This window comes from Prevotella sp. lc2012 (genome assembly GCF_900107065.1).
Lineage (GTDB): Bacteria > Bacteroidota > Bacteroidia > Bacteroidales > Bacteroidaceae > Prevotella.
In genome coordinates this window covers 1-11,365 of record NZ_FNUF01000002.1, presented here as the reverse complement: position 1 = coordinate 11,365, position 11,365 = coordinate 1, and the positions used below count along the sequence as shown (strand labels likewise).

Genomic DNA, 11,365 nt, shown 5'->3' with positions numbered 1-11,365 from the left:
TTACGTTCGACTTTCCGTATCTTTGCAAACCGAGATCTGAATCATTATGAAGAACAACCCTCTGAAAGCGTGTCCGTTATTGCGCCTGGCTATTTGTCTGATGGTCGGAATTGTGCTAGGTCATCATGTGCCGTTGTTGACTGTACTTCCATTCTGCTTTGTAGGTATGGTAGTCCTTGCCTTGTTGCTATGGCGATATGCTACTTTGCAATCACTGGTAATCGCTGCCTGTTTTGTTCTTCTTGGATGGTTGCTACTGCAACGGCAGCGTGCCTCACTCGAGGTGAGATGGCCCGACGGACAGGTGCAGTATGAGGCGGTGGTGCTCAGTGAGCCGATGGAAAAGCCGAAGACCACTGCTGTTGACGTGATGTTGGTGCGAGATGGTTGGAAAATCAAGTGCTATCTTTATAAGGATAAGCGAAGTCGATCGTTGCATATCGGCGACGGTCTATGGATTCAGTCACGGATCAGACGTGTTGGTGATTGGCGTATTGGACGGTTCAACTATCGGCATTACCTCGAAGAACGTGGCTTTGTGGGCACAACGTTCGTTGCCAGTTGGAACTGGCGGAAAGTAAAAGTGTCGTTAAGGGATCTTTCGTATCTGCAACGAACACAACTCGGGTTCTTGAAATCACGTAGTCGTATTTTACAGCATCTGGCGACGCAGGGATTGACTGATGAGCACTATGCTGTAGTGTCGGCCATGGTACTAGGTGATAAGTCGTCATTAACGAACGAGGTGAAGAATCTCTATTCCGTGACAGGAGCGTCACATGTGCTGGCCTTGAGTGGTTTGCATCTTGGCATCATCTATACCCTGCTGTCGTTGTTGGTAGTACGACGACGTTGGCATACTGTATCGCAGTTTCTGATAGTCTTGAGCATTTGGGCTTTTGTTTTTCTGACAGGTATGTCGGGAAGTCTTATACGTTCTGCTGTGATGTTGAGTCTCTATGCGTTGTTGTCGTTAGGCCACCGGGATAAGTTGTCGGTTAATACACTGGCTTTTACGGCCATTGTGATGCTGATGGCGAATCCTTTGTCGCTCTATGACGTTGGTTTCCAATTGTCGTTCATGGCGGTATTTGCTATCCTGCTTTGGTTACCCTTGTTCGATGAGGTCTTTTCTTGGGAATATCTGCAATCGCATCGTTTAGCCAAATGGGTATGGGCTCTGGTGTCTGTCTCCTGTGCCGCGCAGATTGGGGTAGCACCGCTCATCGCCTATTATTTCGGTCACTTCTCAACATTCTTCCTACCAACAAACTTTATCGTCGTACCTGCAGCCACGCTTATCCTTTATCTGTCGCTTATTGTACTATTGGTTCCTTCCTTCACGTACATATTATTATATGTGGTCGGCATATTGCATAGTGTATTACGATATATTGCCTCCGTTCCTGGGTCCAGCATGGGTCCTCTTCACCCAACGCTTTTGCAGGTGATGATGGTCTATGTGATTGTGGCATCTCTCTATCTGCTGATCGTCAGACTATGCAATCGCTCTTAGAAAAGAAGCGTTGCCAAGGCTGGAATTGTCAGCATAGAGAGTAAGGTGGTGATGAAAGTTACCTCGGTAATCGTCGTTGTGTCACGACCGTACTTCAAACATAGAATCGTACCGTAGGTGGCTACGGGCATAGCGATGACTACCGTATTGATGTTTACGACGAACGTAGAAAAACCCAGTAATGTGCACAGATAGTAAATACCTATCGGGAGAATAGCCAGGCGGAACAGTGTTGTAGCATAGACTGTGTGGTTGCCGAGCATCGTACGGAACGAAAGGTTCGACATCGAAGATCCGATAATGAGTAGGGCGGCCGGTACGGTGATATTTCCGAGCATGGTCAGTGGTTGACTGACTGCGGGGGGAATATAATCGATTTCCAGAGCAACAATCGCCATCGTCAGGTAAGCTGCTATCATCGGAGTGGAGTAGAGAACCTTCTTCTGAAAACGTGGTCCTTCGACGGCATTCTTACCTGTGATGAGTATGGTGCCAACGGTAAAGACGGCAAAGGTGTTTACTACGTTTAGGACGGCTGCATAGAACACTGCTTCGTGCCCGAAGAGTGATGCTACTACGGGATAGCCCATAAATCCAACGTTCCCGAACATCAGGGCAAAGCCGATTGCTCCCTCGTCTTCTCTCTTGTTGGTCAGAATGCGTGGCAGGAGAAAGGCTACACCTGTCAATACGATATAGGTGATTGCGCTGATCAACAGTAGTGGCAGGATATAGTTTCTGTCAGGCAACTCTCCCGTCATGGCCGACGAGAGAATAAGTGCCGGACAGGTAAGGTTAATCACCAGTCTTGACAACTGTCTATCGAAATCACCTCCCAGATAACCCAACTTGCCTGCCACGTATCCTACGATAACAATGGCAAACAGTGTCATCATCACATCAGCCATTAACTTTTATTTCTCAACTACATATACCCCAGCCAACGAAGGATATCGTTGAGGTTCGCCACGACCATCAAAAGTATCAAGATGCCGAAACCAACATATTCGGCGCGAATCATGAAGTTTTCCGACGGCTTACGACGTGTAATCATTTCATAGATAAGGAAAAGTACGTGGCCACCATCAAGCGCAGGAATCGGTAGGATATTCATGAAAGCGAGGATAATTGAGAGAAAAGCCGTCATCTTCCAGAACAAATACCAATCCCATACTGGTGGGAAGAGAGAGCCGATGGCTCCGAAGCCGCCAAGTGATTTCGCACCGTCGGCAGTAAATACGTACTTCATGTCACCCACATAACCAGCAAGTACATTCCAGCCATATTTGATACCGGCAGGGAAACTTTCAAGGAAACCGTATTCACGGGTAAAGGGCTCGTAGAGACCGGCCAGACTCTTTACGAAGAACCCAACCTTCAGGTCGGAGGTAAGGGTGGTACATAGCGTATCAGTGCGCTCTCCTTTGTCGACGACGAGCGTTACCGTGCGTATCTTCAAACTATCTGCGGTGGTCTTTGCTGTCGTCAGCATATCCTGGAGTACACCAATTTGATCGGTGAATTCATTATAGCTGTCGACGGCCTTACCATTAATGGCGAGGATCTTGTCGCCTTTGCGCAGGCCAATCTCTGAGGCTGGTGTGTCAGTTATCACGCTGTCGATTTCTGCGGGCGTGATAGGAGTGACGAAGCGAGGCTCTGTCTTCAGCATATCGAGGAGATTCAGGTCGCCAGGAAGTGTAAGACTCATCGCTTTGCCATCGCGGATGATGTCTACACGGTGGGCCTCAGATAGGTCACGGTAGAGATCGGCGGAGAAATCCTTGAATGCACCTTTGTCAGTGCCTACGAGGATATCACCATCTTGGAAGCCGAGAGCCTTGGCCTCGGTGTTGAACTTCATACCCAGTGTCATATCTTTCACGGGGATGTAGGTGTCGCCCCAGTGGAAAAGAATCATGGAATAGATGAACAGAGCGAGAAGGAAGTTTACAAGTACACCGCCAATCATGATCAGCAGGCGCTGCCAGGCCGGTTTGGAACGGAACTCCCACGGCTGTTCAGGTTGTTTCATCTGCTCAGTATCAAAACTCTCGTCAATCATGCCGGCAATCTTGCAATAGCCGCCGAGGGGTAGCCAACCCATACCATATTGTGTGTCACTGTTCTTGGGCTTCCACTTAAAAAGACTGCCATCCCATTTCCAGATACTCGGGTCGAAGAAAAGATAGAATTTATCTACGCGGACACCGAAAAGCTTGGCGAAGAAGAAATGACCGCCCTCATGGAGCAGTACCAGCAGGCCGATGGCCAGCATGAATTGTAATAATCTGATTAAAAAGATATCCATATTGTTGTTTATGGTTTGCTGTTTACTGAAAAAGTGGTTATTTGTTCATTAGTTCTGTGGCGATGCGGCGCGCCTCAGCGTCGGTCGCGATATATGTCTCATAAGTCGGCATCTTGTCGAATGTGGCACGTGTCATCGTTTCTGCAATAATGTCACCCATCTGCAGGAAACTGCACTTGTCTTCGAGGAAACCACGGTTCACGATCTCATTGGCTGCATTGACGATACATGGCATGTTTCCACCCTTGTCAATGGCCTCGAAAGCCAGAGCCAGACAACGGAATTTCTTTAGGTCAGGCTCAAAGAACTCCAGGTCCTGTGCTGCGAAGAGATCGAGTTTGTCACCGCTCAGCGGTAGCCTGCGTGGGAATGAAAGGGCATACTGGATTGGCAGTCGCATGTCGGGTACACCGAGCTGGGCCTTCACGCTGCCATCCTGGAACTGGACGGCGCTGTGGACGATGCTCTGGGGGTGGACGAGCACTTGGATCTGCTTGGCATCGACACCGAAAAGCCACTTGGCTTCAATTACCTCAAAGCCCTTGTTCATCATTGAGGCAGAGTCGATAGTGATCTTTGCTCCCATATCCCAAGTCGGATGGCGCAGAGCATCTGCCTTTGTCACGTGAGCAATCTCCTTCATCGTCTTCAGACGGAACGGACCACCACTGGCTGTCAGCAGGATCTTTTCTATCGGATTATGGTCCTCACCAACGAGACACTGGAAAATAGCAGAGTGCTCGCTGTCAACAGGTAGAATGGGAGTATGATATTGTTGGGCGAGGGCGAGAATCAACTCACCGGCCACGACAAGCGTCTCTTTGTTGGCTAGGGCGATAGCCTTTCCTGCCTTAATGGCATGGATGGTGGGCGAAAGTCCGGCAAATCCTACCATCGCTGTCAGAACCATGTTGATAGGCTCTGCTTCTACGATCTCGTCAAGGGCTCGCGCTCCAGCATAGACCTTCACGTCGGGTAGATCGCTCATCAGCGACTTCAGTTCATCGTAACGGGCCTCGTTAGCGATGACAACGGCTGCAGGCTTGAATTGATGGGCCTGCTTGGCAAGCAAGTCAACTTTGTTGTTGGCAGTCAGACAATACACCTCATACAGGTCACTGTGCTCCTCAATCACTTCAAGAGCTTGTGTTCCGATTGATCCAGTGGAGCCTAGTATAGCTATCTGTCTCTTATTTTTCATTGTTTCTGTTTTATTATTTGACTGCAAAGGTACAAAATAAATATCAATTCCATCAAAAAAAGGCGTTTTCTTTGGTCCTCTGCTTATTTATTCGTACCTTTACACACCATTTATGTTCCTTTTGAGATTCAACGCAAAAACAAAATGATAAAATATTAGAATGAAACAGACTATTAAATCTTATTTAAATCGGGAAGCGAAGATGCTTCTCGTAACTGTGATGTGTGTACTGAGTAATCTGTCGCTTCATGCACAGACCGTTGGCCCGCTGATTCAAACACAGTGGGATCAGGGCAGTCCTTATAACTTGATGATCCCTGAGAAAGACGGGGTGCATTGTCTCACCAGTTGCGGTGCGACGGCGGAGGCACAGCTTTGCTATTATCACCGCTGGCCGGAACATGGAATGGGGCAAGGCTACTATCACATTTCTGGCGAAGATTTTGTTTATGTCGATCTGACACAAGACAACTACGACTATGATAAGATGTTGCTGAAGTACGACGCCAACAGTAGCGAGGAGGCGAAGAAAGCTGTGGCCTTACTGATGCGTGATGTGGCTTTTACCGGTGCGGTATTGGATGTGGATGTGTCGGCAAGTCCTAGTTACGGTTATCTCGCTAGTCTGTTGGGTTTCGATTATGGGATGACGCATCTTGATGGTGGCTATTGCACGATAGAGGATATCAAAACGATTCTCCGCACAGAGTTGGATGCGGCACGCCCTGTTATTGTGGATGGTAGTAACGGCTCTGCAGGTCATTCTTTCATTTGCGATGGCTATAATGACAAAGGAGAGTTTCACTTTAACTATGGCTGGAGCGGTAAATCTGATGGCTGGAGTACTCTGGAGAATTGCCTCTTCCCCCTCAGCATGAGCATTGTCTTCAATATTAAGAAGGACGAAGGTGGTGACCCAGGATTCGCTTTCTGTTCCAATAAGGATTTTAAATGGGTGGGCGGCAACACGCTCTCCGGCAACTATAAGTTTGATTGTTACTTCAGTCACGATGTGGTGCCTCAGATTGCTTTGGCAGTAGAGAATACGGAAACACATGAGGTACAGTATTTCTATCACTACGACAAGGAACCCGGTGATCCAAATGACGTGGAACTTGTCTGGGAGCTGAACGAAGACCTGCCTGATGGTAGTTATATTCTTTATCCTGTGGGACATGGCAAGGAGAAGAATGTCCAGTGGCAGAAGGCCTACTTCCGTGCTCTCTGTCAGCATGAGGTGGCACTGACAGTGAAGGATGGTGTGAAGACCTTTGCCAATGCCTCGATGAATGATCCCGTGAGAGACGGCGCCGTTGAGCTCGATGGCCTCTGCTACGAACTGGATCAGGCTGCAGGTACAGCTACCTTTACCTATCGTAACGATAAGTACGCTAGCTATTTCGGTGATATCGTGATACCGGAGAGTATTACCTTTGACGGTAAGAACTATAACGTCACCGCCATCGGCGAGAATGCCTTCCGTGAATGTAAGCATCTGGGTAATGTCACTATTGGAAAGAACGTTACCTACATTGGATGGGCTGCCTTCGACCAAGCCTCTGTCGGAGATGTGACCTTTGCCGAAGGTTCACAGCTGGATAAGATTGAGAAGTTTGGTTTTTACGCAGCATCTTTTAAAAACGTTGTGCTGCCTGAGGGCCTGCGGACGATAGGGGCTACGGCTTTTGCCAACTCAAAGATCAATTGTATCACGATTCCTACGACGGTTACTTCTTGGGGAGAGAGTTGTTTCTGCACAGAAAACCTCGTCAGCGTCCGTGTCAACAGCACTACGCCGCAGACGGTTCCTGATATCTTCCGCAAGAATATCGACGATGCTGACTATTCCAGTTTTAATGGTTCCTGGGGTATCTATGGTATATCAGCCACGGTGCTCTATGTACCAGCAGGCTCTAAGGATGCCTATGCACAGGCTGACGTCTGGAAGGATTTCGGATTCATCTTGGAGCCGGATGACGATGATAGTTTCGTGGCATCCATTTTTCTTGACGCTGTCGAAGTTGACGGGGTCCTCTATCAGGTTAATGGTACAAAGGGCATTGCCCGTGCCATCAGAGTTAAGAAAGGTGTAAAGGAAGCTGTCCTCAAAAATACGCTTACTATGGGTAGTAAAACGCTCCATGTGAAGAGTGTTGGCAGTGATTTCCTCTATGATAATAAAGATGTAGATAAGATTGTTGTTGCGGCCAGTGTGGAAACGATAGAAGAAGATGCCCTCGATGAAAATGTGGGTAGTCTGGAGTTTGAGGCTGGATCACACCTGAAGACGATAGAACATCATGGACTGTATGCCCTTACTCTTCGTTCGCCACTGGTATTGCCGGAAGGACTGGAAAGCCTGGGAAGGATGTGGGTTACTGTGCCCGATATCACCATCCCCTCTACGGTAACAAAGATGGAGGATACAAATGTCTTTTTTGATCTAAGTCACTGTCGTGTCTCCTGGCCGACACCGCTCGTAGTACGGAACTTATTTGATGATTTTGTTGATGTAAGGAATGCTACGCTTCATGTGCCAGAAGGTACCAAGGCGCTCTATGAAGCTGCCGATGGATGGAAACAGTTCGGAAAGATTGTTGAGGACGGTGGCAAGTCGGCCATCCTAAGCGTCAGCACCAGTCAGACAGATAATACCGACGATGCCTGGTACACCCTCGATGGTCGTCGTGTCACTCAGCCTACGAAGAAGGGACTGTATATCCACAAGGGTCAAAAGATAACGGTCCGCTAAGTCATGATGGAAAGGCAGCAAGTCCCTTGATGGAATCAGCAAGGGACTTGCTTGTCAACAAATCTATTCATTACTTAAATAGAACCAACTCAAAGGTCGAGCAGACCTTTGGGAATGCGCATGGTGATAGTGCGGTTCTGTTGATCGATAGCCGTGATGATATCTTCGGAAGCGGGAATGAGTCGACCGTTCTCAAGGCAGAAGAGGATGTTAATGGTAGAATCGTCAACAGAGGCAATACGTCCGATGTTGCAGTTGCTGTCTGCATCGATGATATCATAGCTTACGATGGCCGCCCATGAAATGTTCTCGTCATCGCTGTCGGCGAGCTCACGGGGGAAGTAGACATCGCAGCCCGTCAGTTCTTTTGCACGCTCAAGTGTGTCGATGCCCTCAAACTTCATCAAGGCGTTGCTGTCAGTCTTGAAACGATACTCCTCAATGAAGAAGGGCACTAAGATTCCGTCTAGGTCAAGGATCAAGTAGTCGGCATCGGTCCGGTCAAACACATCATCATCAAAGAGAAAAGAAATCTCCCCTCTCACACCGTGGCCTTTACCGAGCTTACCGATCTTGTATACTTCTTCTTTTTTGATCACTGTTAGTTCCTCCTGATTCTCGCTCCAAGTGCATTCAGACGGGCTTCGATATTCTCGTAGCCGCGGTCGATCTGCTCGATGTTCTCAATACGACTGGTGCCGTTGGCACTCATGGCGGCAATCAGTAGGGCGATGCCTGCACGGATGTCTGGACTTGACATGCGACCGCCGCGGAGGGTGATCTTCCGATCGTGACCGACGACAACGGCTCTGTGGGGATCGCAGAGGATGATTTGTGCGCCCATGTCAATCAGTTTGTCGACAAAGAACAGTCGACTCTCGAACATCTTCTGATGGAAGAGTACGCTTCCGCGTGCCTGAGTAGCTACAACGATCAGAACACTAAGCAGGTCGGGGGTTAGTCCTGGCCAGGGCGCATCGGCGAGTGTCATGATGGTGCCGTCGATAAACGAAGGTATCTCGTAGTGCTTCTGACGAGGGATAACTAAATCATCACCATCCACCTTGATCTTCACGCCGAGACGACGGAAAGCATCGGGGATGATACCGAGGTCTTTCACGGAAACATCCTGAATGCGGATGCCATCGCCGCATACGGCTGCCATACCGATAAACGACCCCACCTCAATCATGTCAGGTAGAATCTTATGATCGGCACCGTGCAGACGGTCAACACCGACGATCGTCAGCAGGTTCGATGCGATACCGCTGATCTTGGCTCCCATCTGGTTGAGCAGATGACAGAGCTGTTGTATGTATGGTTCACAAGCCGCATTATAGATGGTTGTGGTACCTTTGGCAAAGACAGCTGCCATAATGATGTTAGCTGTTCCCGTGACGGAGGCCTCGTCAAGTAGCATGAAAGTGCCCTTCAACTTCTGGGCCTCAATCTCATAGACGCTGCGTCCTTCGATATGCTTAAACTTCGCACCGAGTTTCTTGAAACCTAGGAAATGGGTGTCTAGTCTTCTGCGTCCGATCTTGTCTCCGCCGGGCTGTGTGATGATAGCTTTGCCCATTCTGGCCAGCAGCGGACCAATCATCAGGACACTGCCACGCAGTTCCGCGCAACTCTTGACAAACGCGTCGCTCTCCAGATAGTCGAGGTTCAGTTCGTCGGCCTGAAAGGCATAATCGCTGTGCGACAGTCTGTTGACCTTCACACCAATGTCGCGGAGAAGTTGGATGAGGTTGTTGACATCGCGGATGTCTGGGATATTGCGAATCACCACCTTCTCATCTGTCAACAGCGAAGCACAGATGACCTGTAATGCCTCGTTCTTGGCTCCCTGCGGCTTGATGGTTCCGCTCAGAAGATGCCCGCCCTCAATAGTGAATGATGCCATAGGCTGTCGTTATCTTTTTTTCTTGTTTCTTTTGTTATCGTCCGCAGCAGAGACCTTCTCGAATTTGAAGGAGTTGAGGTCGAGTTGGATGATGCCGTCGGTGAAATGCGCCAGATCGCTGGCTATTCGCTCGTCATCCATGGAACCGTGCCCCCATGTTGCCAAATCACGTTTCATCTGGTTGGCTGTATAACGGGTCAGTGTGTCGCGCTCTTCTCCCTTCGGCATGGTCTTGAGTTTCTCAAAGAGCTCTTCTACAAGCCGACCGTAGTGGCGAAGCCTGACACCGTCCTTCGGCAGGGCCATCGGACGGGGCTTGCTGAGGATTTTCTCTGCCGATGATACGTCGAAGGGCCAGTCGATATCCAACTGCTTACGACTCATCAGATACAGATGATCCCAAAGTGTCTGCTCATAGTCGGCATTGTCTCTGGGCTGCGGTGCTTTGGTCTCCATCATTCTGATGATGGCTCTGGCGCAGTTCTCCCGGTCTTTCTTGTCTGGCAGACTGATGGCATGGTCGATCATCTTCTGAATCTCCCTGCCGTATTCCGGCATTGCGAGTTTCTCGCGCTTGGTGTTGTAATCTAATCCTTTGATGTCCATATGTCTTTTTCGTTTTTTCTATTTAATAACCGGCTGCCAATGGCTAAATCAACTTTTTCGGCATTTTGGCCACGAAATCCTTCAGATAGTAGGGCACAAAGTAGGCCACGTCTTCTGTCTGGCCATTCAGCCAGCGCCGGTCGGCGAGAGGCTGCATCCATTTTGCCAACGGTTCGACACCGTCGATATAATGGACGTTGGGGTGATTGATGGTCTCCATACATTTCCCGGCTCCGTTTCCGAAGAAATAGACAGGATGCTGGTCGAGATACTCTCTATAGGTGTTTGCATCCACGATGTCGGCTCCGGTCTCGCGCACAGGTCTTAGGGCACGATCATAGATGGCGGCATACACTTCCATGCGTCGGGCGTCAAGCATTGGACAGAGCAGGGCATCGTCTTCGAGCTCCTCCATGTCTTTCATCTTACCTAATAGGACAGGCACACATAACAATTCCAACGTAGGCACGGCAATCAGTTTCAGGTCTCTGGCATAACAGATACCCTTGGCCATGGAGACTCCGATGCGTAGTCCGGTATAGGATCCGGGACCGCAGCTCACAGCTACGGCATCGAATGGAATCGCATGGTTGTCGGTAAACGAGAGTGCCTCGTCAACGAAAGTACCTAATTTCTCTGCATGGTTTGGGCCCGTGTGGTCTTCCTGTTGGAAAATGACCTGCGTGTCTTCCGACACCGCCACAGAACATGCGTTCGTACTTGTTTCTATGTGTAATATTGTCGACATGTTATTACTTTCTTATTAATAAGGTGCAAAATTACGAAAAGTTGGGCGCAAAACAAAGAAACTTGTTTCTTTTTTACCCAAGACACAGCAACTTCGTGACTTTTATCACAAAGTTACTCAATTTTTTCGTTAATTCCAAGCGATTATCAGAAATTAACGGTGTTAGGAGAGGGCAAAGGGAGAGGCTGTCTGTTCTTAGTCGTGCCCTCGGATAGAAGCGACATGTCGGCCCTCTATAATATATAATAAGGTGTGCCTTGCATTTGTGCTTGATGTTGGTCAAGAGGGATAAAAATTTCGCATATAAAATGAAATTTTTCCTGGA

Annotated in this window: 9 protein-coding genes; 2 read left to right on the top strand and 7 right to left on the bottom strand. The window is 48.8% G+C overall.

Annotated features, from left to right (window positions below):
- Window positions 1-46 precede the first annotated feature (46 nt).
- Window positions 47-1,516: a ComEC/Rec2 family competence protein gene (locus BLU99_RS04235; protein ID WP_091899959.1), complete on the top strand. Its 1,470-nt coding sequence runs from the start codon at window positions 47-49 to the stop codon at window positions 1,514-1,516.
- On the opposite strand, the gene BLU99_RS04230 is transcribed toward BLU99_RS04235, so the two are convergent.
- Genes BLU99_RS04230 through BLU99_RS04220 form a run of 3 tightly spaced genes read right to left on the bottom strand, consistent with a single transcriptional unit; the run spans window position 1,513 to window position 5,028 of the window.
- A complete protein-coding gene (locus tag BLU99_RS04230) occupies window positions 1,513-2,424 on the bottom strand; it encodes an AEC family transporter (RefSeq protein ID WP_091899958.1) in 912 nt (303 codons plus the stop codon). The two genes, BLU99_RS04235 and BLU99_RS04230, sit on opposite strands and share 4 nt — an antisense overlap.
- Window positions 2,425-2,441: 17 nt before the next feature.
- Window positions 2,442-3,827, bottom strand: coding sequence for an RIP metalloprotease RseP (gene rseP, locus BLU99_RS04225; RefSeq protein WP_091899957.1), 1,386 nt, complete (start codon window positions 3,825-3,827; stop codon window positions 2,442-2,444).
- A gap of 37 nt (window positions 3,828-3,864) precedes the next feature.
- Window positions 3,865-5,028 carry a 1-deoxy-D-xylulose-5-phosphate reductoisomerase gene (locus BLU99_RS04220; protein WP_091899956.1) on the bottom strand — a complete coding sequence of 388 codons (1,164 nt, stop codon included), beginning with the start codon at window positions 5,026-5,028 and terminating at the stop codon, window positions 3,865-3,867.
- Between the two features lie 202 nt (window positions 5,029-5,230).
- Here BLU99_RS04220 and BLU99_RS04215 point away from each other — a divergent pair, with 202 nt between their 5' ends.
- Window positions 5,231-7,780 (top strand): C10 family peptidase, encoded by a 2,550-nt coding sequence (locus tag BLU99_RS04215; RefSeq protein WP_176771040.1) that lies wholly within the window; start codon window positions 5,231-5,233, stop codon window positions 7,778-7,780.
- An 89-nt stretch (window positions 7,781-7,869) separates the two neighbouring features.
- Here BLU99_RS04215 and rimM read toward each other — a convergent pair whose 3' ends face one another.
- The 4 genes from rimM to tsaB are packed head-to-tail and all read right to left on the bottom strand — an operon-like array spanning window position 7,870 to window position 11,040.
- Window positions 7,870-8,379 (bottom strand): ribosome maturation factor RimM, encoded by a 510-nt coding sequence (rimM, locus tag BLU99_RS04210; protein ID WP_091899954.1) that lies wholly within the window; start codon window positions 8,377-8,379, stop codon window positions 7,870-7,872.
- A gap of 2 nt (window positions 8,380-8,381) precedes the next feature.
- Window positions 8,382-9,686 (bottom strand): UDP-N-acetylglucosamine 1-carboxyvinyltransferase, encoded by a 1,305-nt coding sequence (gene murA, locus BLU99_RS04205; protein ID WP_091899953.1) that lies wholly within the window; start codon window positions 9,684-9,686, stop codon window positions 8,382-8,384.
- A 9-nt stretch (window positions 9,687-9,695) separates the two neighbouring features.
- A complete protein-coding gene (locus BLU99_RS04200; RefSeq protein WP_091899952.1) occupies window positions 9,696-10,292 on the bottom strand; it encodes a DUF4290 domain-containing protein in 597 nt (198 codons plus the stop codon).
- Window positions 10,293-10,335: 43 nt separating this feature from the next.
- Window positions 10,336-11,040, bottom strand: coding sequence for a tRNA (adenosine(37)-N6)-threonylcarbamoyltransferase complex dimerization subunit type 1 TsaB (tsaB, locus tag BLU99_RS04195; RefSeq protein WP_091899951.1), 705 nt, complete (start codon window positions 11,038-11,040; stop codon window positions 10,336-10,338).
- Window positions 11,041-11,365: the final 325 nt, after the last annotated feature.

Coding starts and splice junctions, on each gene's coding strand:
- BLU99_RS04235 (WP_091899959.1), top strand. CDS start 47: ATGAAGAACAACCCTCTGAAAGCGTGTCCGTTATTGCGCCTGGCTATT.
- BLU99_RS04230 (WP_091899958.1), bottom strand. CDS start 2,424: ATGGCTGATGTGATGATGACACTGTTTGCCATTGTTATCGTAGGATAC.
- rseP (WP_091899957.1), bottom strand. CDS start 3,827: ATGGATATCTTTTTAATCAGATTATTACAATTCATGCTGGCCATCGGC.
- BLU99_RS04220 (WP_091899956.1), bottom strand. CDS start 5,028: ATGAAAAATAAGAGACAGATAGCTATACTAGGCTCCACTGGATCAATC.
- BLU99_RS04215 (WP_176771040.1), top strand. CDS start 5,231: ATGCTTCTCGTAACTGTGATGTGTGTACTGAGTAATCTGTCGCTTCAT.
- murA (WP_091899953.1), bottom strand. CDS start 9,686: ATGGCATCATTCACTATTGAGGGCGGGCATCTTCTGAGCGGAACCATC.
- BLU99_RS04200 (WP_091899952.1), bottom strand. CDS start 10,292: ATGGACATCAAAGGATTAGATTACAACACCAAGCGCGAGAAACTCGCA.
- tsaB (WP_091899951.1), bottom strand. CDS start 11,040: ATGTCGACAATATTACACATAGAAACAAGTACGAACGCATGTTCTGTG.